This window comes from Rhodoferax sp. PAMC 29310 (genome assembly GCF_017948265.1).
In the GTDB taxonomy this organism is placed as follows: domain Bacteria; phylum Pseudomonadota; class Gammaproteobacteria; order Burkholderiales; family Burkholderiaceae_C; genus Rhodoferax.
The window spans coordinates 1,992,354-2,015,417 of record NZ_CP072852.1 but is presented as its reverse complement, the minus strand read 5'-3'; the positions used below and the strand labels follow the sequence as shown (position 1 = coordinate 2,015,417).

The 23,064-nt window shown below is 55.0% G+C and carries 27 protein-coding genes; 25 read left to right on the top strand and 2 right to left on the bottom strand.

Annotated features, from left to right (window positions below):
* The first annotated feature begins 350 nt into the window (after positions 1 to 350).
* The 4 genes from J8G15_RS09180 (at position 351) to J8G15_RS09165 (ending at position 3,473) form a co-directional block, all read left to right on the top strand.
* On the top strand, positions 351 to 1,370 hold the full coding sequence (locus J8G15_RS09180) for an RluA family pseudouridine synthase (RefSeq protein WP_210547175.1): 1,020 nt from the start codon (positions 351 to 353) through the stop codon (positions 1,368 to 1,370).
* Positions 1,348 to 2,034: an HAD family hydrolase gene (locus tag J8G15_RS09175; RefSeq protein WP_210547174.1), complete on the top strand. Its 687-nt coding sequence runs from the start codon at positions 1,348 to 1,350 to the stop codon at positions 2,032 to 2,034. The genes J8G15_RS09180 and J8G15_RS09175 overlap by 23 nt, the downstream gene beginning before the upstream one ends.
* Positions 2,035 to 2,051: 17 nt before the next feature.
* Positions 2,052 to 2,417 (top strand): Rieske 2Fe-2S domain-containing protein, encoded by a 366-nt coding sequence (locus J8G15_RS09170; protein ID WP_210547173.1) that lies wholly within the window; start codon positions 2,052 to 2,054, stop codon positions 2,415 to 2,417.
* Positions 2,418 to 2,516: 99 nt separating this feature from the next.
* Positions 2,517 to 3,473: a S49 family peptidase gene (locus J8G15_RS09165; protein ID WP_240538495.1), complete on the top strand. Its 957-nt coding sequence runs from the start codon at positions 2,517 to 2,519 to the stop codon at positions 3,471 to 3,473.
* A gap of 29 nt (positions 3,474 to 3,502) precedes the next feature.
* On the opposite strand, the gene J8G15_RS09160 is transcribed toward J8G15_RS09165, so the two are convergent.
* Together J8G15_RS09160 and J8G15_RS09155 are read right to left on the bottom strand one after the other, a co-directional pair.
* Positions 3,503 to 4,201 (bottom strand): SAM-dependent methyltransferase, encoded by a 699-nt coding sequence (locus tag J8G15_RS09160; RefSeq protein WP_240538494.1) that lies wholly within the window; start codon positions 4,199 to 4,201, stop codon positions 3,503 to 3,505.
* Between the two features lie 91 nt (positions 4,202 to 4,292).
* Positions 4,293 to 4,886, bottom strand: a complete 594-nt coding sequence (locus J8G15_RS09155) for a Maf family nucleotide pyrophosphatase (protein WP_210547170.1) — start codon at positions 4,884 to 4,886, stop codon at positions 4,293 to 4,295.
* 25 nt (positions 4,887 to 4,911) lie between these two features.
* Here J8G15_RS09155 and J8G15_RS09150 point away from each other — a divergent pair, with 25 nt between their 5' ends.
* The 21 genes from J8G15_RS09150 (at position 4,912) to acpS (ending at position 23,029) form a co-directional block, all read left to right on the top strand.
* On the top strand, positions 4,912 to 5,460 hold the full coding sequence (locus J8G15_RS09150) for a DUF177 domain-containing protein (protein WP_210547169.1): 549 nt from the start codon (positions 4,912 to 4,914) through the stop codon (positions 5,458 to 5,460).
* A gap of 106 nt (positions 5,461 to 5,566) precedes the next feature.
* On the top strand, positions 5,567 to 5,749 hold the full coding sequence (gene rpmF, locus J8G15_RS09145) for a 50S ribosomal protein L32 (RefSeq protein WP_210547168.1): 183 nt from the start codon (positions 5,567 to 5,569) through the stop codon (positions 5,747 to 5,749).
* A 111-nt stretch (positions 5,750 to 5,860) separates the two neighbouring features.
* Positions 5,861 to 6,910 carry a phosphate acyltransferase PlsX gene (gene plsX, locus J8G15_RS09140; protein WP_210547167.1) on the top strand — a complete coding sequence of 350 codons (1,050 nt, stop codon included), beginning with the start codon at positions 5,861 to 5,863 and terminating at the stop codon, positions 6,908 to 6,910.
* 3 nt (positions 6,911 to 6,913) lie between these two features.
* The gene (locus J8G15_RS09135; RefSeq protein WP_210547166.1) at positions 6,914 to 7,891 is read left to right on the top strand and encodes a beta-ketoacyl-ACP synthase III; all 978 of its coding nucleotides are present in this window, start codon (positions 6,914 to 6,916) and stop codon (positions 7,889 to 7,891) included.
* 61 nt (positions 7,892 to 7,952) lie between these two features.
* Positions 7,953 to 8,918: an ACP S-malonyltransferase gene (gene fabD, locus J8G15_RS09130; protein WP_210547165.1), complete on the top strand. Its 966-nt coding sequence runs from the start codon at positions 7,953 to 7,955 to the stop codon at positions 8,916 to 8,918.
* Positions 8,911 to 9,660, top strand: a complete 750-nt coding sequence (gene fabG, locus J8G15_RS09125) for a 3-oxoacyl-ACP reductase FabG (RefSeq protein WP_210547164.1) — start codon at positions 8,911 to 8,913, stop codon at positions 9,658 to 9,660. The genes fabD and fabG overlap by 8 nt, the downstream gene beginning before the upstream one ends.
* Before the next feature lie 153 nt (positions 9,661 to 9,813).
* Positions 9,814 to 10,053 (top strand): acyl carrier protein, encoded by a 240-nt coding sequence (gene acpP, locus J8G15_RS09120; protein ID WP_114973157.1) that lies wholly within the window; start codon positions 9,814 to 9,816, stop codon positions 10,051 to 10,053.
* A 142-nt stretch (positions 10,054 to 10,195) separates the two neighbouring features.
* Complete coding sequence (fabF, locus tag J8G15_RS09115) at positions 10,196 to 11,443, top strand: beta-ketoacyl-ACP synthase II (RefSeq protein ID WP_210547163.1); 1,248 nt, start codon at positions 10,196 to 10,198, stop codon at positions 11,441 to 11,443.
* A 45-nt stretch (positions 11,444 to 11,488) separates the two neighbouring features.
* A complete protein-coding gene (locus tag J8G15_RS09110) occupies positions 11,489 to 11,941 on the top strand; it encodes a hypothetical protein (RefSeq protein WP_210547162.1) in 453 nt (150 codons plus the stop codon).
* Between the two features lie 53 nt (positions 11,942 to 11,994).
* The gene (gene rpoE / locus J8G15_RS09105; RefSeq protein ID WP_210547521.1) at positions 11,995 to 12,579 is read left to right on the top strand and encodes an RNA polymerase sigma factor RpoE; all 585 of its coding nucleotides are present in this window, start codon (positions 11,995 to 11,997) and stop codon (positions 12,577 to 12,579) included.
* 35 nt (positions 12,580 to 12,614) lie between these two features.
* Positions 12,615 to 13,244 carry a sigma-E factor negative regulatory protein gene (locus J8G15_RS09100; RefSeq protein ID WP_210547161.1) on the top strand — a complete coding sequence of 210 codons (630 nt, stop codon included), beginning with the start codon at positions 12,615 to 12,617 and terminating at the stop codon, positions 13,242 to 13,244.
* An 83-nt stretch (positions 13,245 to 13,327) separates the two neighbouring features.
* Positions 13,328 to 14,296 carry a MucB/RseB C-terminal domain-containing protein gene (locus J8G15_RS09095; RefSeq protein ID WP_240538493.1) on the top strand — a complete coding sequence of 323 codons (969 nt, stop codon included), beginning with the start codon at positions 13,328 to 13,330 and terminating at the stop codon, positions 14,294 to 14,296.
* Between the two features lie 104 nt (positions 14,297 to 14,400).
* Positions 14,401 to 15,804 (top strand): Do family serine endopeptidase, encoded by a 1,404-nt coding sequence (locus tag J8G15_RS09090; RefSeq protein WP_210547520.1) that lies wholly within the window; start codon positions 14,401 to 14,403, stop codon positions 15,802 to 15,804.
* 408 nt (positions 15,805 to 16,212) lie between these two features.
* A complete protein-coding gene (gene lepA / locus J8G15_RS09085; RefSeq protein WP_210547159.1) occupies positions 16,213 to 18,024 on the top strand; it encodes a translation elongation factor 4 in 1,812 nt (603 codons plus the stop codon).
* Positions 18,024 to 18,989 (top strand): signal peptidase I, encoded by a 966-nt coding sequence (gene lepB, locus J8G15_RS09080; RefSeq protein ID WP_210547158.1) that lies wholly within the window; start codon positions 18,024 to 18,026, stop codon positions 18,987 to 18,989. Before lepA ends, lepB begins: the two co-directional genes overlap by 1 nt.
* Positions 18,990 to 19,018: 29 nt before the next feature.
* Positions 19,019 to 19,375, top strand: coding sequence for a DUF4845 domain-containing protein (locus tag J8G15_RS09075; protein ID WP_210547157.1), 357 nt, complete (start codon positions 19,019 to 19,021; stop codon positions 19,373 to 19,375).
* A gap of 23 nt (positions 19,376 to 19,398) precedes the next feature.
* Positions 19,399 to 20,082: a ribonuclease III gene (rnc, locus tag J8G15_RS09070; protein WP_210547156.1), complete on the top strand. Its 684-nt coding sequence runs from the start codon at positions 19,399 to 19,401 to the stop codon at positions 20,080 to 20,082.
* 71 nt (positions 20,083 to 20,153) lie between these two features.
* The gene (gene era, locus J8G15_RS09065) at positions 20,154 to 21,110 is read left to right on the top strand and encodes a GTPase Era (protein WP_370627543.1); all 957 of its coding nucleotides are present in this window, start codon (positions 20,154 to 20,156) and stop codon (positions 21,108 to 21,110) included.
* 14 nt (positions 21,111 to 21,124) lie between these two features.
* Entirely contained in the window at positions 21,125 to 21,874 is a 750-nt protein-coding gene (gene recO, locus J8G15_RS09060; RefSeq protein ID WP_210547155.1) for a DNA repair protein RecO, read from the top strand.
* Positions 21,871 to 22,620, top strand: coding sequence for a pyridoxine 5'-phosphate synthase (locus J8G15_RS09055; protein ID WP_210547154.1), 750 nt, complete (start codon positions 21,871 to 21,873; stop codon positions 22,618 to 22,620). Before recO ends, J8G15_RS09055 begins: the two co-directional genes overlap by 4 nt.
* Position 22,621: 1 nt before the next feature.
* Entirely contained in the window at positions 22,622 to 23,029 is a 408-nt protein-coding gene (gene acpS, locus J8G15_RS09050; RefSeq protein ID WP_210547153.1) for a holo-ACP synthase, read from the top strand.
* The last annotated feature ends 35 nt before the right edge of the window (positions 23,030 to 23,064 follow it).

Below are 23,064 nucleotides of genomic sequence, written 5' to 3'. Positions count from 1 at the left end.
AACTTCATTGCAGGTTGCGCCCGGTAGACGGGCACGGATGACCGATTGATGCCAAAAAACGGCGCGACAGCGCACCGCAGGCAGTTACAAATCTGGTTCATCAACACAAACATATCGCTTCGTTCCGATCACAGACCTCAGGTCTGTGAACTTGGGGTATTCCATTTCAGAGTTTCAATGCGTCGTCTTGACCCTTCGCTGACACAGACCACCCAAGCAACTGGCTTGTGGTTTGAGTGTGCGGCGACTGGCGGTACCGACTTACTAGCGGCGCCGGGGTGGGTGAACTAAACTTCACCCCAATTACGAATTAACCTTCAGTCAAATCAACAACTTACAGCAGATCGCTAGTGGAACAAATTATAGTGGGCAATCCCGTGTCTCCGGCACCCCAAGTTAAAACCGTTTTGGTGGATGAAGATTCCGCCGGACAGCGTCTGGATAACTTCTTGATGCGTCACCTCAAAGGCGTACCCAAATCTCATGTGTATCGCATCATTCGCAGTGGTGAGGTTCGAGTTAACAAGGGCAGAGCTTCGGCGGACGATCGTGTCGAGACGGGCGATTTGGTTCGTTTGCCCCCGGTTAGGATTTCTGAAAGAGTGGCAGAGAAGGCGAGTGCTATGGCTGCGACGGTGGCCAGTGGCGCACCAGCACGCCAATTTTCAATTTTGTTTGAAGACGAACATCTTTTGGCCATCGACAAACCGGCAGGCGTTGCCGTTCACGGCGGATCAGGTGTCAGTTTTGGAGTGATTGAACAGCTGCGCATGGCGCGCCCGCAAGCCTTGTTTCTTGAGTTGATTCACCGACTGGACCGTGAAACCAGCGGCGTTTTGCTGATTGCCAAGAAAAGAAGCGCGCTCAAGCACTTGCAAAATCAATTCCGAGAGCGCGAAACAGGTAAGACTTATCTGGCGCTGGTGCTCGGGCAGTGGCCTGGTAGCAAAAAGGTGCTGGACAAGCCTTTGCACAAATACTTGTTGGTGGATGGTGAGCGTCGGGTCAAAGTGGTCTCCAAAGATGATCCGGACGGCATGCCGTCGGTGACTTTGGTGAAGCCCCGATCCACATCAACCCTTGATTACACCTTGCTGGAGGTGACGATCAAGACAGGCCGCACCCACCAGATCAGGGTCCACTTGGCCAGCGAGGGTTATCCCATTGCGGGTGATGACAAATACGGCGACTTCGATCGGAACAAGCAGTTGATGCGAATGGTGGATTCCCCTGCGCTCAAAAGAATGTATTTGCATGCTTGGCGCCTGCAGTTCAGTCACCCTGCGAGCGGCAAGCGCATTGAACTTTTGGCATCATTACCAAGTGAACTTGAACAATTCTCTGACCATGTCGCACCCACAATTGATTGACTCGCCCAATGCAAGGCGTTTTGATCTGATCGCATTTGATTGGGACGGCACCTTGTTCGACTCGACTGCCATCATCACCCGTTGCATTCAAAATGCGGTCCAGGATGTCGGCGGAGCCGTGCCGTCCGACAAAGACGCGTCCTACGTGATTGGAATGGGCCTGATGGAAGCCTTGGCGCATGCAGCGCCTGACGTGCCTGTTGACCGCTACCTTGAGCTGGGGGCGCGCTATCAACACCACTACAAAATTCACCAAGCTGACATCAGCTTGTTCCATGGAGTGTTGGATATGCTATCGGACTTAAAGGCGCGCCAGCACCATTTGACCGTGGCGACAGGGAAAAGTCGGCGAGGATTGGACGAAGTTTTGCAGACAGTAGAGTTGAAAAACATGTTCAATGGCTCCCGCACGGCCGATGAAACGGCCGGAAAGCCACACCCTCGAATGCTGAATGAGCTGATGGACCAATTTGGCACCACGCCCGAACGGACGCTGATGATTGGAGACACCACACACGACCTGCAAATGGCGCTCAATGCCGGCTGTGCCCGAGTAGGTGTGAGCTACGGCGCCCATGAACCGGACGCTTTCCATGAGCTGTCTCCACTATTCATTGCGCATTCAGTTGGCGAGCTGCATGAGTGGCTTCGAATTAACGCCTGAATCACGGTTGCCTCGGTATGACAGAGTCCATTCCACTGTGTCCATCAGCTGACTTGGTGGACAGTTCAACCGCGGTTTCCTTTGACGTGACCTATATCGGTCAGCCATGCCGTGCGTTTGCCGTTCGCTATCAAGGGCAGGTCCATGCGTATTTGAACCGCTGCAGCCACGTGCCCATGGAAATGGACTACCAGCCCAATCAATTGTTCGATATGACTGGCCACTGGCTGATGTGTGCGACCCATGGTGCAACCTATCACCCTCAAACGGGCCAATGCCGAATGGGGCCGTGTCGAGGTGCCTTGATCAAGGTCGAGATGTCAGAGTTCGGCGACGTCGTGCACTGGCATACTGCCCAGAATCTCCAACCCGTAGAGTTTTGAATGACTGAACCTGACACGCCTGAAAACAGACGGCCGACCCTTGATGCTGATCCAGCAATAAATAGTGACTTTCACCCTATACACAACGCCCGTGATGCTATGAAAAATGACTCAAAAAACGATGTGGCGAATGACAACTGGGAACGAAAAACCCTTGAGAAGTTGGTTTTTGCGACTCTCGGTGAGCAGCGCTCGGTTCGACGTTGGCGCACATTCTTTCGTCTGATGTGGGTGGCGTTTTTTGGATTTTTGGTTTGGATGTGGTTCGCCCAAAGTCACCCCACACCCGACGCGTCCACACCTCACACCGCCGTGGTTGAGATCAAAGGTGAAATTGCCTCCGGTGCTGAGGCCAGCGCAGACTTGATCAATGCAGCCTTGCGAAGCGCGTTTGAGGACAACGGCGCCCAGGCGGTGGTGCTGTTGATCAACTCGCCGGGGGGAAGTCCTGTGCAGGCCGGCATCATCAATGATGAGATTCGCCGTCTAAAAGCACTTCATCTTAAGCCGGTCTACGCGGTGGTGGAGGAAACCTGCGCTTCGGCGGCCTATTACATTGCCGTGGCTGCTGATCAAATCTATGTTGACAAAGCCAGTATCGTTGGCAGCATTGGCGTGCTGATGGATGGCTTTGGCTTCACCGGATTGATGGAAAAGCTGGGCGTAGAGCGACGTTTGATGACGGCGGGCGAAAACAAGGGGTTTTTGGACCCCTTTAGCCCTCAGACTGACAAGCAGCGCGTTTTTGCCCAAGCCATGCTGAATCAAATTCATCAGCAGTTCATTGATGTGGTGAAGGCCGGCCGGGGTAACCGCTTGAAGGAAACGCCAGAAACTTTCAGTGGGCTGTTTTGGAGTGGCCAGCAAGCCATTGAGCTGGGCCTGGCCGATCACTTGGGCAGCTTGGACTTTGTGGCGCGAGAGGTTGTCAAGTCAGAAGACATCATTGACTACACCCGCCGGGACAATGTGGCTGAACGGTTGTTCAAGCGTTTTGGCGTCGCAATGGGTGAGGGCGCGGCCCGCACCCTGTCTTTTCATCCTTCGTTGCGTTGATTGGAGCAGTCAGGCTGCTGATAGCGACTTTATCGACCCAATGCAAAAACTGCTGGGGTCGAATTGTCGGTTGCCGAGGCTTTTTGCCGCCAGTTTTTAACGGTCTCGCTGACACACAACCCGCGGCGCAAGGTCAATCCGCTGCTAACGGCCAGTCGGGTGTTGGGCTGCAGCGTCTGCAACAATGATTGCATCAGGGCCGCGTTGCGATAGGGCGTCTCGATAAATAACTGGGCCTGCCCGGTTTTTAGAGCCAATGATTCCAAATCCCGTATACGTTTTGCACGTTCGACGGGTTCCTGGGGCAAGTAGCCAACAAAGGCAAAATTTTGACCGTTGAGTCCACTGGCCGCCAACGCCAGCAGCAGTGATACGGGCCCGGTCAGCGGAATCACTTCAATTCCCAAGTCGTGGGCGGCGCGAACCACAGAGGAGCCAGGGTCGGCGACCGCAGGCATGCCTGCCTCGCTCCCCAGCCCGATGTCACGCCCCTGCAACGCGGCCCCCAAAAGAGGCCGTGCATCAAAATTGCCAGTATGATCCCCTTTTTTATGGACCTCCCGCGGCAATTCGGTGATGTTTAGTGCCTGCAATGGATGGCTCAACGGAACCACTTCTCCAACGCGTTTTAGATAGGCTCGGGTGGTCTTGGCGTTTTCGCAGATCCAGTGCTCTAGTCTGGCCGCCACCGTGAGTGTTCCCAGCGGCATGGTGTCACTGAGTGTCATGGGTTCATTGCAGCCAAAGTCCAGTGGCGCGGGCACGAGGTAGAGTTTTCCCTTTGGAGGGCTGGGATTTTGTGATGCAAGCGTCATGGATTTACAGAAGTTGGAGACCCGCAGCCTCAAGCATTTGACAAGTTCGAATCAAGGGCAGGCCGATCAGCGCGGTGGGGTCATCATTGTCAATCGATGAAAGCAAAGCAATACCAAGGCCTTCGCTTTTGGCGCTTCCCGCGCAGTCATAGGGCGTCTCGGCTCTCAAATAGGCATCAATCTGTGCGTCGCTCAGGTCCCGGAAGGTCACTTTGACTTGAGCTAAGTCCATTTGCGCAAACCCACTTCGCTGGCAGACGACGGCGACTGCCGTTTGAAAGATCACAACTTTGCCGCGCATTTTTTGAAGTTGTGCAACGGCACGGGGGTAGTCCCCCGGTTTGCCGAGTGCCTCGCCTTCTAGGTCGGCTACCTGGTCAGAGCCAATGACAATGCAGTCAGGAAACTTTGCCGCCACTGCGCGGGCTTTGCTCATCGCCAGGCGACATGCGAGTTGTTGGGGTGTTTCTTTGGGGTGTGGGGTTTCGTCAACCTCTGGCGCCGCCACGGTGAACGGAATGCGCAATCGCTCAAGCAACTCGCGCCGGTAGGGTGAGGTCGAACCCAGGATGAGTTTTTTGGGTGTTATTTCTGACATAGGGCGATTCTCTTACACTCGATGCATGAATACTGAGTCTCTTGCCCCCCGTCTCGACGTCAAATCCTTTGCCCAATCGTCGCGTGAAATATCGGGCCACGATGCGCTGTCGAACTATGAGCGCCTATTGGTTGAAACCCATGGCATGGGTGCCGATCGTTTTTTGAATTGGTCTGCCCAAGGCGAGATCAAGACCGATGAGGCAGGTGCGGATCAGATTTGGCTCCACATGCAAGCCGCAGTGACATTACACCTGACCTGCCAACGTTGCCTGGCGCCGGTGGACAGTGTTGTGAGTGTGAGTCGGTCTTTCAGATTTGTCGCCTCGGAAGAAGATGCGGAGCAGCAGGACGATGATTGTGAGGAGGACGTCCTTGCGTTGACTTCGGAATTCAAGCTCTCAGAATTGATAGAAGATGAGATCCTGATGGAGTTGCCATTGGTGCCGCGGCACGATGAGTGCCCAAGTGAGGTCATCATGGCCGCTGAGGACGCCAATTTTGAAGTCGCTTCCGCTGAAAAGCGAAACCCGTTCGCAGTTCTCGCCAAGCTTCAAGACGCCAAGTTGAAGTGAGACTTCAGGTTAGGCTATAATTTAAGGCTTCGCACCGCACTAGTGGCTGTGTATTTCACTAATCCCAGATGTTGCGGGCGTCGCAACACAGACGTAAGGAGCCATCATGGCCGTCCAGCAGAATAAAAAATCACCTTCCAAGCGCGGTATGCACCGTTCGCACAATGCTTTGGTTGTTCCTGGCATTGCAGTTGAGCCAACAACTGGCGAAATCCATTTGCGTCACCACATCAGCGCTACTGGTTTTTACCGCGGTCGCAAGGTTTTGAAAACCAAATCTGAAGCCTGATTTTTTTAATCACGCCAAGGCCCGGGGCTACTTTACTTGTAGCCCCGGGCCTTTGTTTTTGATGTGTTCGAAACCCGGTTTTTTTTGGCCGCGGTGTACTAGATTTCCATCATGATCACTATTGCTGTCGACTGTATGGGAGGCGATCACGGTACGTCTGTCACGCTTCCTGCTTGTCTCGCCTTTCTAAATCAGCACTCTGATGCGCGTTTGATCCTGGTCGGCTTACCTGATGCGCTTGCTTCTTTCTCCCATTCGCGCGTGAATACAGTTCTTGCCAGCGAGGTGGTTGGCATGGATGACCCACTGGAGGTGGCGTTGCGCCGCAAGAAGGATTCGTCCATGCGCGTAGCGATCCAGCAAGTCAAAGACGGCGCAGCGCAAGCCGTAGTCTCTGCGGGGAATACCGCCGCCCTGATGGCGATTTCCCGCTATGTTCTGAAAACGTTGGATGGCATTGATCGCCCGGCCATTGCAGGTCAAATCCCCAATGCCAAAGGCCATGGAACAACTGTCTTGGACATGGGCGCCAATGTGGACTGCACCGCGGAGCACCTGCTCCAGTTTGCCGTCATGGGGGCTGCCCTAGTGTCTGCGCTGGACAACCGAGAGAATCCCACCGTTGGCCTGCTCAATATCGGTGAAGAGGCCATCAAAGGCAACGAGGTCATCAAGAAGGCTGGCGAGCTTTTGCGAGCAGCTTCAAAAGCGGGTGACTTAAATTTCTACGGCAACGTGGAAGGAAACGATATTTTTAAAGGCACCGCCGACATCGTTGTGTGTGATGGATTCGTTGGGAACGTCGCGTTGAAGGCCAGCGAAGGCTTGGCCACCATGATCGTCAATTTTTTGAAAATTGAGTTTTCTCGAAATATCTTGACCAAGATGGCCGCAATTGCGGCTTATCCCATAATATCGGCGCTCAAAAACAGAATGGATCACCGTCGCTACAACGGCGGGGCATTGCTGGGTCTTCGTGGCCTGGTATTTAAAAGTCACGGGTCTGCGGACGCAGTAGCATTCGAGTTTGCTTTGGCGCGCGCGTATGATGCAGCCCGAAACAACTTGCTTGACCGTGTGCAAGCCCGAATCGCTCATGCGGCACCTTTGTTGGTGGCGACCGAGGCGTCGGCGCTTTCCCGTGCGGTCGCTCCAACCTGAACCATGAGACTTTATTCACGTATCACAGGCACTGGCAGCTACTTGCCTCCCCGGCGGCTTTCCAATGCTGATTTGGTCTCCGAATTGGCGGCTCAAGGTGTCGAAACCTCGGATGAGTGGATTGTTGAGCGCACCGGTATCAAAGCGCGCCACTTTGCCGCGCCTGATGTCTGCAGCAGCGACTTAGGCTTGGAAGCCGCCCAGCGCGCACTGGCAGCGGCGGGTTTGTCGGCGCAGGACATTGATCTCATCATTGTCGCCACGTCAACGCCAGACATGGTTTTCCCGTCGACCGCCTGCATTTTGCAAAATAAACTGGGTGCCAATGGTGGCGCCGCGTTCGACGTTCAAGCGGTTTGCAGTGGTTTTGTGTATGCGCTGACCGTGGCAGATGCGCTGATCAAGACCGGCACGGCGACCAAGGCTTTGGTGGTTGGCGCCGAAGTTTTTTCCCGAATTCTGGATTTTAGAGATCGAACAACCTGCGTTTTGTTTGGTGACGGTGCGGGTGCTGTTGTGCTTGAAGCCTCGGAAACGCCGGGTATTTTGGCCAGTGACTTGCATGCCGACGGCAAACATGTCGGCATCCTGTGTGTGCCGGGCCAAGTGTCGGGTGGACAGGTGATTGGCGATCCGCTGTTGAAAATGGATGGACAAGCCGTATTCAAGCTGGCCGTTGGTGTGCTTGAGCAAGCCGCCCGTGCGACATTGACGAAAGCGGGTAAGACCGAGGCTGATATTGACTGGCTCATTCCGCATCAAGCGAACATTCGCATCATGCAGGCGACTGCCAGAAAATTGAAAATGTCCATGGACAAAGTCATTGTGACGGTGGATCAGCATGGCAACACCTCTGCAGCGTCGATTCCCCTTGCACTGGATTCCGCCGTGCGCAGCGGCAAAATCAAACCCCGTCAGCTACTGATGCTGGAAGGGGTTGGCGGTGGATTTACCTGGGGTGCAGTGCTATTACAAATGTAGCTGTCTGCGCAAGTCCTATTAGGGCTTGATCGGTATTTGAATAGATTTTTGAGGCAAATTAATGAATCCTTTTGCTTTTGTTTTTCCTGGCCAAGGCTCTCAGTCGGTTGGCATGTTGGATGCTTGGGGAGATCACCCGGTTGTTCGGGATACCCTAAGTGAGGCCTCCGAGGCCTTGGGCGAGGATGTCGGTCAGCTTATCAAAGAAGGCCCCAAAGAGGCGTTGGCACTGACTAGCAACACGCAGCCAGTTATGTTGGTTGCGGCGATCGCGGCGTACCGTGTCTGGATGAGTGAGGTCGGTCTGGCCCCTGCCGCAGTCGCCGGCCACTCATTGGGCGAATACTCTGCCTTGGTGGCGGCTGGCTCATTGACACTGGCTCAGGCGGCGCCACTGGTGCGCTTCCGGGCCAAAGCTATGCAGGAAGCTGTGCCAGTTGGTGTCGGAGCCATGGCCGCCATTCTGGGTATGGATGCTGCAAGAGTAGTCGCCGGGTGTGATGAGGTGATGGTGACCCTGGGTGCAGATTCGTCAGAGGTCGTGGCGGCCGTGAACTTCAATGACCCAATGCAAACGGTCATTGCGGGCAGTAAAGCGGCTGTTGACAGAGCATGTGAGGTGCTGAAAGCCAATGGAGCCAAGCGTGCTTTGCTGCTCCCGGTGTCGGCGCCTTTTCATTCGGCGCTGATGAAGCCCGCTGCGGAAAAACTGCGCGTTCAGCTTGAGAGTGTGGAGATCCTGGCCCCCCAAATTCCGTTGATCAACAACATCGACGTGACCATCCATTCAGACGTCAGCGCGATACGGGACGCCTTGTACCGTCAGGCTTTTGGCCCTGTGCGCTGGGTGGAGTGTGTACAGGCCATCAAGTCACGCGGCGTGAGGAGCGTCGTCGAGTGCGGTCCGGGCAAAGTGCTGGCCGGCATGGTCAAGCGTATCGACCCTGAACTGAACGGATTCGCGCTGTTCGACCCGGCCACCTTGGCCGACGTTAAAAATGTACTGTTGAGTGAACCAAATGAGTGAAGTTAAATTTGACGGTCAAGTGGCTCTGGTGACAGGCGCGTCCCGAGGTATTGGTGCGGCCATTGCATTGACGCTGGCCAAGCGAGGCCTGAAAGTCATCGGTACGGCCACCACCGATGCGGGTGCCGAGAAAATCTCCGACGCCTTGGCGCAGTTCCCCGGCTGTGGTGGGCGGACGCTGGATGTGAATGATGCCAAGTCATCTGAAGCCCTCATCGACGCGATCGTGAAAGAGCACGGCGGTTTGCAAGTGCTCGTGAACAATGCAGGCATCACCCGTGACAACCTCGCCATGCGCATGAAGGATGACGAGTGGGATGCGGTACTTGATACGAATTTGAAGGCAGTCTTTCGCATGAGTCGCGCGGTGATGCGCACCATGATGAAGCAGCGCTACGGCCGCATTATCAGTATTACCTCAGTGGTGGGGGCGTCCGGCAACGCTGGACAAGCGAATTACGCTGCAGCCAAGGCTGGCGTTGCCGGGATGACTCGGGCGCTGGCGCGCGAGTTGGGGTCGCGAAATATCACGGTCAATTGCGTAGCGCCCGGTTTTATTGAAACTGACATGACTGCCGGCCTCTTGGAAGACCAGCAGAAAGCGCTGTTGAGCCAGATTCCGCTGGGACACCTGGGCAAGCCCACTGACATTGCGCACGCGGTGGCCTATTTGGCATCGCCTGAAGCCGCTTATGTGACAGGGCAAGAGTTGAATGTCAACGGCGGCATGTATATGTCCTGATGACCTCTGGTGCTGTGGCGTTAAATTTCGCGCCTCAGCACCCAATTGATTACTACGAAGCAAGCCGATTTATCCGTGCGGCAGTTAGATTGGAGGTAACTCTCCAAGCCCGGCTAAAATCACGGATCCATTCACAACCCTTTGAGGGAACCCATGAGCGATATCGAAGCACGCGTCAAAAAAATTATTGCCGAACAACTCGGTGTGGAAGAGTCACAAGTCACCAGCGAAAAAGCCTTTGTGGCTGATTTGGGTGCAGACTCTCTCGATACTGTAGAGTTGGTCATGGCACTGGAAGATGAGTTCGGAATTGAAATTCCTGACGAAGATGCAGAGAAAATCACCACCGTGCAAAACGCCATTGATTACGCCAATACGCACAAGAAAGCGTAATTTGTAATTCAAGTAGCGTGTAAGCGCTGCTTTAGCTGGCTGCGAGGCGTGTTTCTCCCTTAAGGGTGCGTCCCAGTCAGCGAATCTGGTTTCATGCCGTCACTGACGGTTTTCTTCAGACGAACTATTGACTAAAAATTCTATGTCCCGTCGTCGCGTTGTTGTAACTGGTTTAGGTTGTATCAGTCCCGTGGGCAACACGGTCACTGACGCTTGGACTAACTTGCTGGCCGGTCAATCCGGCATAGATTTCATAACCAAATTTGACGCCTCGAATTTCTCTTGCAAAATTGCGGGAGAAGTCAAAGGCTTTGATTTGGACTCCTATATCAGTGCCAAAGAAGCGCGCACCATGGATAGGTTCATCCATTTCGGTGTCGCCGCAGCTGCGCAAGCGATTGCTGACGCTGGTCTCCCCCAGGGTGACGCATTGGATGACGACCTTGCCACCCGGATTGGGTGCGTTGTCGGCTCTGGAATCGGTGGTTTGCCCATGATCGAGAGCGTACAAACGGAGTATGCGCAGCGAGGCCCACGTCGAATTTCTCCCTTTTTTGTTCCTTCCACCATTGTCAATATGGTGGCCGGTCACATTTCCATGCGATTCGGCTTCAAAGGACCCAATATTTCTATCGTGACGGCTTGCACGACCGGATTGCATTGCATCGGCGAGGCTGGGCGCATGATTGAATATGGCGATGCCGATGTAATGATTGCGGGTGGTTCTGAGTCCACGGTGTCGCCCTTGGGTGTTGGCGGCTTTGCTGCGATGCGGGCTTTGAGTACACGCAATGACGATCCTAAAACCGCCTCTCGACCTTGGGACAAAGACCGTGATGGGTTTGTTCTGGGTGAAGGCGCTGGTGTAATGGTGCTGGAGGAGTACGAACACGCCAAAGCACGCGGCGCCAAAATTTACGCAGAACTGGCGGGTTTTGGAATGAGCGGCGACGCAGGTCACATGACTGCCCCCAATATGGATGGGCCTCGACGCGCGATGTTGAGTGCCATGCGCAATGCCGGTGTCAATGCTGATCAAATTGATTATCTTAATGCACACGGAACATCCACCCCCTTGGGTGATTTGAACGAGAGCAATGCGATTAAGGCTGCATTGGGCGATCACGCCAAAAAGGTGGTGGTGAATTCCACCAAGTCCATGACTGGCCACCTATTGGGTGGTGCCGGTGGCATTGAGTCGATTTTCACTGTGTTGGCGCTTCACCATCAGAAGAGTCCTCCGACCATCAATATTTTCAATCAGGATCCAGCGTGCGATTTGGACTATTGCGCCAATACGGCTCGCGACATGAAGATTGACGTCGCCTTGAAGAATAATTTTGGATTTGGTGGCACCAACGGATCACTGGTCTTCAAGCGGGCACCTTGAGTTTTCTGTTTGAAAGTCAGTATCAATAAGCAAATCACCTTTCCCGTGAATAGCGCCCCAGCGGTTCAATATCCGGTGGGGCGTTCCGTTTTTCAGGGCTACTTTTTGCTGACTTGCAGCCTTGCCGGATTTCTGGTGGGAGGAATGTGGGCGAGCGCCACTGGTGCGTTTTTGGGCCCTCAGATTTTCTTTTTCATCGTCTTGAGCGCTGTTTTGTCGCTGGCTGGTCTCGCCTGGCACCAGACCGAGGCCGGCCATTTAGTGTGGGGGGGCGAGAGTTGGACATGGACTGTGGATCGCCAGTCCACTGCTGGCGCCGTGGCAGTTCATTTTGACAGTCAGATGTTGATGGTGATGACTCTGCAGCCTGAAAAGGGCGGGCCGGTGTGGCTTTGGGCCGAGCGCAATTCTGATCCCGTTCGCTGGCGGGCCCTGCGCCGGGCGGTCTATGCCGATCATGGGACAACCGTGCACGCCAAGTCTGAGGGGTCCCCGTGAGCACTGAATCGGAAGGTGCGCCTGTGCCAGTCGACCAAGCAGATAGCGATGCCATGCTGGTTCAACGCGCTGCCGCAGGTGATCAGTCCGCCTTTGAGCTGTTGGTGATCAAGTATCAACGGCGAATACAACGACTGATTGGACGAATGGTTCGAGATGTGGATCTTGTCGAGGACATTGCGCAAGAGACCTTCATCCGGGCCTATCGGGCACTGCATCAATTCCGGGGAGATGCACAGTTTTACACTTGGCTCTACCGCATCGCCGTCAACACAGCCAAAAAATTTCTGCTCGACTTGAAGCGTGACCCCACTGTGTCTGAGGCCGCGTTCAGATCAAATGATGAGGATGATGAAACTTCTTGGGTCAAACACGAACCAATAGCAGACGAGACCCCCGAAACTGCATTGGCTGCGAAGGAGATCGCTGCTGCTGTCAACGCCGCGTTGATGGCGTTGCCGGACGATTTGCAACAGGCGTTGACATTGCGGGAAATCGAAGGATTGAGCTATGAGGAGATTAGTGAGGTGATGAATTGTCCGATCGGTACCGTCCGCTCACGGATATTCAGAGCCCGGGAGGCGATTTCTAGCAAGGTTAAACCGATGCTGGAGATACAAACAAGCAAGCGTTGGTAGGGGTTGTTGGGGTAAGAGTCATGGCACAAGAAAATATGAATGATCACGAAGTCATATCGGCGATGGCCGACGGGCAGTTGCGCGGCGATGCGTTCGCTCGCGCCATGAAGTTGCTTGAAACGCCCGACAGTCGCTCCACCTGGCACACCTATCATGTTGTAGGCGATCTCATGAGAATGGGCGAGCTGCAGTTCGTCGACAGGGATCGAGCGTTTTTGCAGAGATTGAAGTCCAACCTGGCCCAAGAGGTGACACCAGTCAACAACAAGGAGATCTCTGTGTCCGGGCCCGATGTGCGTCGTCTGGAGCGGCAGATTGAGTCAATGCCTGCCGGAAACGAAGCCCAGTTTCGCTGGAAAGCCTGGGGCGGCATTGCCTCCCTTTGCGCCGTTTCATTCGTCGTTTGGCAAATGTCCGCCAATTTTGATAAACAGGTTGAATTCGCACAAGTGACACCCATCTCAACGCCCGATTTGACTGTAGCCCCCCCCCGAATTGCGGCGGGCGCTGGCAATACATTGGTCATTGACAACCAAGGCGTCATGATTCGAGATCCCCGGTTGGACGCGTTGTTGGCAGCGCACCAGCAATCGGGTGGCGCTTCTGCGTTTCAAAATCCAACTGGATTTGTGCGCAGTGCGACTTTCACCGGGGTGGGGCGTTGAGGGTGTTTGTGATGAGATGCGCTCAGGTGCTGCGGATCGGTGCGCTGGCGATCGCAAGCTTGGGCGCTGCGTCGCTGACTTCTATGGCTATCGCTCAATCCCGACCGTCAGCGTCAAGCGCCAGCCCTGAACAAGCCGAGATTAGTGTCAGTGAGTGGCTGTTGCATGTACATGAGGGGTCCCGACGCCGCGCCTATATTGGAACGTTTGTTGTGTCGGTCGGGGACTATATGTCCAGTGCCCGTATCTGGCATGTTTGCGATGGTGCCCAGCAACTGGAGCGGGTCGACACGCTCACAGGTGTACCCCGATCCACACTGCGCCGGGATGACGAGGTGACGACGTTTTGGCCCGTCACTCGAGTTGCGGTTGCTGAACGTCGAGGGGGCATGGGGGCCTTCCCCAATTGGTTGGAATCCGTGAGTTCGGACATCGAACAGTTCTACAAAGTTAGGCGCCTGGGCAACGAGCGAGTGGCCGGATACGACGCCGAGGTCGTATTGATGCGGTCATTGGATAAACACCGGTTTGGTTATCGAGTCTGGACTGAAAAGAAGAGTGGGTTGATTGTCAAACTGCAGACGCTGGATACCGCAGGCAGCGTCCTAGAGCAGTCCGCGTTTTCTGAGTTAACGCTCAATGCCTCCGTCAGTGCCCGCGAGTTGGTCCAGTTGATGGGCAATACTGAAGGCTACGACGTTCGGAAGCCGTCATTGGTCAAAACAACAGATGTCGCTGAAGGTTGGGCAATGAGTAAAGTGGTTCCTGGCTTCAAGTCCATTCGCTGCTTTAGGCGGATGTTGCTGGCCGGAGCAGGGGTCGACGCCAGTCAGGAACAGGTGTTTCAGTGGGTGTTTTCAGACGGGCTTGCGACGGTGTCTTTGTTTGTTGGGGTTTTCGACCCGAACCGGCATAGCCAATCAGGTGCCTACGCAATGGGTGCGACTCATACGCTAACCAGACGCATCGGAAAATGGTGGGTGACTGCCGTTGGCGAGGTGCCCCAGACGACGCTGAACAGTTTTGTCAGTGGTTTGGAACGGCGTAAATAAGCAATGTTTTTGACGTCAAAATATCTAGTATTTGAGAGGGATAAGTTGTGAATCAATTCAAATGGACGTCACTGAATGCAGGCGTGGTCGCCAGCGTGCTGGCGATGACTGTCACCGCAGGAATTTTGCCTGTGACCTCTGCGCACGCACAGGTCGTCAACTTGCCAGATTTCACCCAATTGGTGGAGCAGGTGGGCCCGTCGGTAGTCAATATTCGCACACTGGAAAAGGTCGCAGCCCGCACGGCAGCGGGTAGCCCTGGCGAGGAAGAAATGCTGGAGTTCTTCCGGCGTTTTGGACTTCCCATTCCCAATGTGCCGCGCCAGGCTCCTCGTCAAAACAACCCGCAGCAAGAGGAGCAACCTCGTGGCGTGGGTTCGGGCTTCATTTTGTCTTCGGACGGCTTCATCATGACAAATGCCCATGTGGTGGAGGATGCAGACGAAGTCATCGTCACGTTGACTGACAAGCGAGAGTTCAAAGCCAAAATAGTTGGTGCTGACAAGCGCAGCGACGTTGCTGTCGTGAAAATTGAGGCGACTGGGTTGCCCGCGGTCAGGATTGGTGATGTGAACCGCCTGAAAGTCGGAGAGTGGGTCATGGCGATTGGATCGCCGTTTGGTCTGGAAAATACGGTGACGGCAGGCATTGTGAGCGCGAAGCAGCGCGACACAGGTGACTACCTGCCTTTTATTCAAACCGATGTCGCGATTAACCCAGGTAACTCTGGCGGCCCACTGATCAATATGCGCGGCGAAGTAGTTGGCATTAACAGCCAAATCTACTCACGCTCGGGTGGCTCTATGGGTATTTCTTTTTCGATACCGATGGACGAGGCAACACGGGTTAGCGAACAACTCCGCGCATCTGGAAGGGTGACCAGAGGTCGGATCGGGGTGCAGATTGATCAGGTGACCAAAGAGATTGCCGAATCGATCGGGCTGGGAGAAGCCACGGGCGCATTGGTGCGCGGGGTTGAAACAGGCGCACCGGCAGACAAAGGAGGCATAGAGGCGGGAGACATCATTACCCGCTTTGAAGGCAAAGCGGTTGAAAAAGCCAGCGATCTGCCGCGTATGGTTGGCAACACCAAACCAGGATCCAAAAGTGTCGTCACAGTGTTTCGCCGTGGTACCTACAACGATCTGATAGTCACCATTGGCGAACTCGAAGCAGACACACCTGTCAAGAAAGCGAAGGGCAAAGAGGAGAAGCCAAAAACTTCTTCTGCGGGGCAGGTACTTGGCTTGGCTGTGTCGGAGCTGTCGGAGATGCAAATGAAGGAGTTGAGTCTAAAGGGCGGCGTCAAAGTTGACGCCGCGAACGAGGCGGCAGCCCGGGCCGGCCTGCGTGAAGGTGACATCATCGTGTCGATTGCCAACACAGAGGTGCTGAACATGAAGCAGTTTGAAGCAGCTGTATTTAAAGCGGCCAAGGAGAAAACGGTCAATGTATTGTTTCGCCGTGGAGAGTGGGCGCAATACGCACTGATACGTTTGGCGCCTTAATGTTGCGAGCTTGGCGACTTTTGCCTGTCCCTGAGCGGTGAATAGCCGGGGGCCCAATGGCGCCCTTGGTTAGAATGCAACACGACCCAACTGGATCATCGTTTGGCGGCATTGACAGCGCACCCCATGAAAGGGGTGAGTCTGTGTGTTTCATCTGCCGTTTGCACACAGGGTCTTCTTCGGGTCTTTTCCGGAAATTGTTGATAAGTTGTGTATAAAATGCTTGTTGCTGCGCTGCAACGACTCAAGGTCACGGATGCCTCGGCTGTCAGGTTTTGGCTTTTTGCCTACAATGACTATCCAGCTATCGCAGTTGCCAAAGATTGTTGGTTCAGGGCGCGTCAGATTTCGATGCGCCCTTTTTTCATGTCCGGCCGTTTTAATTCAATCCTTTAAGTGTTCCCGTTGATGAATCACATCCGAAATTTTTCGATCATTGCGCATATTGACCACGGCAAGTCCACCTTGGCAGACCGTTTGATTCAGCGTTGTGGCGGACTTCAGGCCCGTGAGATGGAAGCCCAAGTTCTGGATTCGATGGACATCGAGAAAGAGCGCGGAATTACCATCAAGGCGCAAACAGCGGCATTGAAATACAAAGCGCTGGACGGCAAGGTTTACAACCTCAATCTGATCGACACGCCAGGACACGTCGACTTTTCCTATGAGGTGAGTCGATCACTCTCCGCTTGTGAAGGCGCCTTGCTGGTGGTTGATGCCAGCCAGGGCGTTGAAGCGCAAACCGTTGCCAACTGCTACACAGCGCTGGAGCTGGGTGTCGAGGTAGTGCCTGTCCTCAATAAAATGGACTTGCCCAACGCGGACCCTGACAACGCCAAGTTGGAAATTGAAGATGTCATCGGCATTGACGCGACCCATGCCATCCCTTGTTCGGCCAAGTCCGGCATGGGCATCGACGACATTCTGGAAGCCGTCGTTGCCCGGATTCCCGCGCCCAAGGGAAATGCTACTGGCCCGCTACGAGCCATGATTGTGGACAGCTGGTTCGACACCTATGTCGGTGTCGTCATGTTGGTGCGGGTGGTCGATGGTCGCCTTGGCAAAGGCGAACGGTTCAAGATGATGGCGACCGGCACGAGCTACAACGCTGATAATCTCGGCGTGTTCACGCCCGGCAACGAGCCACGGGATTCGTTGGAGGCGGGCGAGGTGGGCTACATCATCGCGGGCATCCGCGAATTGCAGGCGGCCAAGGTGGGGGACACGATTACCTTGATCAAGGCTGGAACAGGCGGAGCGGCCTTTACCGCGACTGAGCCGCTACCTGGATTCAAGGAGATTCAACCGCAAGTGTTTGCTGGTTTGTATCCCACCGAAGCCAATCAATACGAAGGGCTGCGTGACAGTCTCGAAAAGCTGAAGCTCAACGACTCGTCCCTCCACTACGAACCAGAGGTGTCACAGGCGCTTGGGTTTGGTTTTCGTTGCGGTTTCCTGGGCTTGCTGCACATGGAGATTGTTCAGGAGCGTCTGGAGCGCGAGTTTGACCAAGACCTGATCACGACGGCGCCTAGCGTGGTCTATCAGGTTGTGTCCGCGGATGGCGAGGTGAGGATGGTCGAAAACCCCTCCAAGATGCCTGACCAAGGGCGAATGGACGAGATTCGGGAGCCGATTGTTACCGTGCATCTCTACATGCCACAGGACTATGTCGGCGCCGTCATGACTTTGGCGAACCAAAAGCGCGGCGTGCAAATGAATATGGCCTATCACGGCCGCCAGGTGATGCTCACCTATGAAATGCCTTTGGCAGAAATCGTGTTGGATTTCTTTGACAAACTCAAATCGGTTTCTCGAGGTTACGCCTCAATGGACTACGAGTTCAAGGAGTACCGCGCTGCGGACGTCGTGAAAGTGGACATTTTGCTTAATGGTGAAAAGGTTGATGCGCTGTCCATCATCGTTCACCGCTCGCAATCCTTGTATCGGGGTCGAGCCGTTGTCGCCAAGATGCGGGAAACTATCTCGCGCCAAATGTATGACGTGGCCATTCAGGCTGCCATTGGCTCCAACATTATTGCCCGCGAATCGATCAAGGCCATGCGCAAGAACGTGATCGCCAAATGCTACGGCGGCGACATTTCTCGCAAACGAAAACTGCTGGACAAACAAAAAGAGGGCAAAAAGCGTATGAAACAGATCGGATCCGTCGAAGTGCCGCAAGAGGCATTTCTGGCCATTTTGCAGGTGGACGGCTAATGCAGGCGCTTACTTCTTTGATCCTCGCGTCCTTTGTGGGTTATGTGAGTACATGGTATTTCGGCAGAGTTGAGGGGAATTTCGCGCTGTTGCTGCTTCTGGCAAGCGTGGTGACCGGTATCTATTGGCTGGCAGAACGGTTCCATTTTTTGCCTGAACGGCAAAAGGCGGCTGACTTGCTGGAGGCTGAGGTGACACGCCGACGCGCTGAACTGGGTCAGATGGGCATCAGTCAAGTCGACGGCGATGTCGCGGCAGGTCGAGAACGAATTCTCGCGCAGCCTTGGTGGTTGGACTGGACTGCAGGGCTTTTCCCCGTGATCATTGCGGTGTTCGTGCTGCGTTCGTTCTTTTTTGAGCCTTTCAAGATTCCGTCGGGCTCGATGATTCCAACCCTGCATATTGGCGACTTGATCTTGGTGAATAAATTTCACTACGGTGTGCGATTGCCAGTCATCAATACCAAGATCACCGACGGAACAGCGCCCAAACGGGGCGATGTCATGGTATTTCGCTACCCCCCCAAACCCAGTCTGGACTACATCAAGCGTGTGGTGGGCGTGCCTGGGGATGAAGTGGCTTACCTCAACAAGCGACTGACCATCAACGGCGCTGTCATCGACACAAAAGCTCTGCCCGAGTTCTTTGACGATGATGTGATGCGTTACTTCAAGCAATACCAAGAGGTACTTGGTGACAAGACCCATGGCATTCTGAACGATGACAGTCGCCCGGCTTTCATTCCGGGCGTTGACGACTTTGCGTTCAAAGACAACTGTCGATACAGTGTTGAAGGTGTTGTTTGCAAGGTTCCGCAAGGTCACTACTTCATGATGGGTGACAACCGCGACAACTCGCTTGACTCCCGATATTGGGGTTTTGTTCCCGATAAAAATATCGTGGGCAAAGCCTTTTTTGTCTGGATGAATTTCGGCGATCTCAAACGCATTGGCTCTTTCGATTGACCTTTGTTTTTTGTGCAATGGAGACAGGTATGACCCTTTCATCTAAGAGCCGCCAAGGTGGCATGACCTTCATCGGTTTGCTTTTTGTCGCCGGATTGGTGGCTGTGACAGTGGCGGTGGGCATGCAAGTGGTGCCCACCTACACCGAGTTCCGCACTGTACAGAAAGCCGTCAACAAGGCGGCGACGGATGGCGATACCGTCGCTGCCATACGAAGCGTGTTCGATAAGGCCGCGAATATTGAGTACATCTCCAGCATCACGGGTAAAGACTTGGAGATTACCAAAGTCAATGACAAGGTGGTCGTCAGTTTTGCCTATGAACGGGAAATCCATTTGACCGGCCCGGCGTACCTGACACTTAAATACAGCGGGCGATCCAAGTAGGACGCCCTGACCGAGGTAATTGATTGATTGATGGTTTGAATGCGCTGCAAACACGATTGCAGCATGAGTTTAAGAACAGTGGATTGTTGCGGCAGGCGCTGACCCACCGCAGCTTTTCGGCGGATCACAACGAGCGGCTGGAGTTTCTGGGAGATTCAGTATTGAATCTCGCCGTGGCTGATTTGCTCTACGAGCGTCTGAGCGACTTGCCTGAAGGTGACTTGTCCCGTGTACGCGCCAATCTGGTGAAGCAAGATACCTTGCACCGTTTGGCGGTGGACATTGGCCTACCCATTCTGCTTCGACTGGGAGAAGGCGAGATGCGCTCAGGTGGGCAGAAGCGGCCTTCTATTTTGGCCGATGCGCTGGAAGCGGTGATTGGTGCGGTGTACCTCGATGCCGGCTTTGTTGCCGCGCAGCAGTTGGTGCATCGACTTTTCCAATCCGTGGAGATCAACGCGAATATGGACGCCATCGGGAAGGATCCCAAGACGGAACTGCAGGAATGGCTTCAGGGCCGAAAAATGAAAGTACCACTCTATAAAGTGGTTGCTACGCTCGGCGCGGCGCACAAGCAGACATTCGATGTCGAATGCGAAGTTGTGGAATTTAACTTGACAGAGCGCGGCATCGGGATTTCCCGCCGCGCTGGTGAACAGGCCGCAGCGGCCGTGATGCTGCAAACACTCAAGGCAAAAGCAAAATGACGAAAACCCCTAAAAACCCAGCTACCGCTGCAGAAGACACCGGGGTCGACATCCAGGTTGACCTGGAAAGCATGTTGCAAGGCATGCTCAAAACCACCAAGCCCGTCGGTGCCGCTGGTGCGCCGGTCGAGGGCCAGCGCTGCGGTCTGGTCGCCATTGTGGGCAAACCCAATGTGGGCAAGTCCACCCTGATGAATGCATTGGTGGGACAAAAGATCAGCATCACCTCGCGCAAGGCGCAAACCACGCGGCATCGTATTACCGGCATGCACACCAAGGGCGCGACACAGTTTGTTTTTGTCGACACTCCTGGATTTCAGACCCGACACAACAATGCGCTGAACCGCTCGCTGAACAAAACCGTCATGGGCGCTGTGGGCGACGTGGACCTGATTTTGTTTGTCGTCGAAGCGGGTATGTTTAACCAGGCCGATGCGAAAGTTCTGGCCTTGCTGAGCAAAGAGGTACCCACTCTGTTGGTGGCCAACAAGCTGGACCAAGTCAACCGCCGGGCCGATATTGCACCCTGGTTGCAGGAGATGCAGCAACGCCATGCATTTGCGGAGTTTGTACCGATGTCGGCCAAAAATGCCAAAGACATTGACCGCATGTTAGGTATTTGCGAGAAATACCTGCCTGAGCAAGCCTGGTGGTACGCCGCTGACGAGTTAACCGACCGCAGTGAGAAGTTTCTCGCCAGCGAAACGGTGCGTGAAAAGCTGTTCCGTTTGACGGGTGATGAGCTGCCTTACACCTCCACAGTGATCATCGACAAGTTCGAGGAAGAACCAGGGCGCGGCAAGCAAAAGCGCTTACTCAAGATCGCGGCCACGATTGTCGTCGAGCGCGACACTCATAAAGCCATGGTCATTGGTGACAAGGGTGAGCGAATCAAGCGCATAGGCATGGAGACCCGCGTCGAGTTGGAAAAAGCACTCGATTGCAAAGTCTTCATCGAAATGTGGGTCAAGGTTCGCTCCGGCTGGGCCGATGATGAAGCCCGCGTTCGCTCCTTCGGATACGAGTGATCTGTTGATCGCCCGTGGCCACGCAGCGCATCTCTGAGGAGCCGGCCTTTGTCCTGCACCGCTATGACTGGAGCGAGTCCAGCCTGATTGTGGAAGTTTTCACGCGCCATCATGGTCGCGTGGCACTGGTGGCCAAAGGGGCCAAGCGTCCAAGTTCCAGCTTTCGGCCGATCTTGCTGCCGCTGCAGCCTTTGCAACTGGCATTTGGCGGTGACGCCGAGATACGCACGCTAAGGAGTGCCGAGTGGCAGGGCGGTCACGTCATGCCTACGGGTGATGCGCTCATGTCAGGCTACTACCTCAATGAGTTGCTGCTTAAATTGCTGGCGCGCGACGACCCCCATCCAGCGTTGTTCGATGTGTATGCCAGCGTCGTGCAGGTGATTGCCTCCCGCCATGTGGCTTTGCTGGAAGCTGCCCTGCGTACCTTTGAGTTGCTGCTGCTGCGCGAGATTGGCTTCTTGCCGCTGCTGGATGCCCAGACCACAACCCTGCTGGCCCTTGACCCCGACACCCGGTATCACCTGGTGGCCGAGGGCGGTTTGCGTCTAGCGGGAATGGAAGATCGCGCCAGTCTGACCGGCGCCCAGTGGCTGGCGCTGCAAAAGGCAGTGTTGCCCGGCGCGCCTTTCACGGCGACCTTGCGGGCCTGCTCGGCGGTGACGCTGGAGCTGAAACCACAGCTGCGCACGCTGCTCAATTACCATTGCGGGGTGAGCACTTTGCGCACGCGGCAAATCATGATCGATCTACAGTCCCTATGAACCACACTGCGCTTTCCGTCAATTTGAATAAAGTCGCCCTGGTGCGCAACACCCGGCATTTGGGGATTCCCAGTGTGACCCGTGCCGCCATCTTGTGCCTGGAGGCCGGCGCCCACGGCATTACCGTTCACCCCCGCCCCGACGAGCGTCATATTCGCGCCGACGATGTGAGTGACTTGGCGCAGCTGATGAAAACCTGGCCTCAGCGCGAACTCAATATCGAAGGCAACCCGTTTCAAAACCTGATGGCGTTTGTGCGGGAATTTCGTCCCCAGCAATGCACCTTCGTGCCGGATTCGGAAGGCCAATTCACCAGCGACCATGGCTGGAATCTGGCGCAGGATGGCGAGCGTCTGCGCCCCTTGATTGCCGAGGCCCAGAGTCTGGGCGTGCGGGTCAGTTTGTTCATGGACGCGGACGCTTCCGCGATGGCTGCAGTCAAAACCATTGGTGCCGATCGTGTCGAGCTGTACACCGAACCCTTTGCGGCCGCCTGGGGCACCCCGCAGCAAGAGGCTGAGTTGCTGCGCTTTGCCTTGGCCGCCCAGGCGGCGCTGGACGCAGGGTTGGGTGTTAATGCTGGCCATGACTTGAATCGTGACAACCTCGCCGCCTTTGTTCAGCGCGTTCCCGGCGTGAGCGAAGTGTCCATTGGTCACGCCTTGATTGCCGATGCCCTGGAGATGGGCTACCGGGATACCGTGCTCGCCTATTTGGCGTGCGTTGGCATCGCCACGGAGGTTTGAATTGATTTACGGCATCGGCACTGACATTTGTGACGTGCGGCGCATTCGGGCCAGCTTCGAGCGCCATGGCGACCGTTTTGCGCACAAGATTTTGAGCGAGGCCGAATTCACCACCTGGAAAGAGCGCAGCGCGCGCTGGCCAGAGCGGGGTATTCGTTACCTGGCCACGCGTTTCAGTGCCAAAGAAGCCTTCAGCAAAGCCATCGGACTGGGCATGACCATGCCCATGACCTGGCGCCTGTGTGAAATTGGCAAGCTGCCCAGCGGCAAGCCCACCATCGTGCTCCACGGCGGCTTGAAAGACTGGTTTGAGTCCCGCAACCTGACTGCCTTGGTCACCGTCACCGATGAAACCGACTATGCAGCCAGTTTTTGTGTGGTCGAAGTAAAGAGTCAAAAGACGCCCTAGCCATTTGTTGGTGAGCGCAAGCCGCTATGCTAATC